1 protein-coding gene is annotated in these 312 nt (G+C 39.7%); it reads right to left on the bottom strand.

Annotation, left to right across the window (positions count from 1 at the left end; translation table 11 throughout):
• Positions 1 to 312: DDE-type integrase/transposase/recombinase (locus NRL14_RS20865; protein WP_306725527.1), on the bottom strand; the 312-nt coding region annotated here is incomplete at both ends.

The raw sequence follows: 312 nt of genomic DNA, 5'->3' as shown, positions 1-312 counted from the left end.
CTAATATCACTGTAAATATAATGACTTAGCCAGTCATACCTAACCGTGCGATTAAACCGCTCTACATAAGCATTTTGTTGCGGGTTACCTGGTTGAATAAATCGTAATTCAATATTATTATTTAACGCCCACTCTGCTAATTTATGGCTAATATATTCAGGCCCATTGTCACACCTGATAGCTTTTGGCTTACCACGCCATTCTATAATTTGATTGAGTGAGCGGATAACACGCTCAGCGGGGAGTGATAAGTCAGCATCTATTGTGAGTCCTTCGCGATTGAAATCATCAATCACATTGAACAAGCGACAC

The sequence above is a fragment of the Pseudoalteromonas sp. 20-92 genome (assembly GCF_030847595.1).
GTDB classification, from domain to species: domain Bacteria; phylum Pseudomonadota; class Gammaproteobacteria; order Enterobacterales; family Alteromonadaceae; genus Pseudoalteromonas; species Pseudoalteromonas fuliginea.
This window is presented reverse-complemented; position numbering and strand designations above follow the sequence as displayed.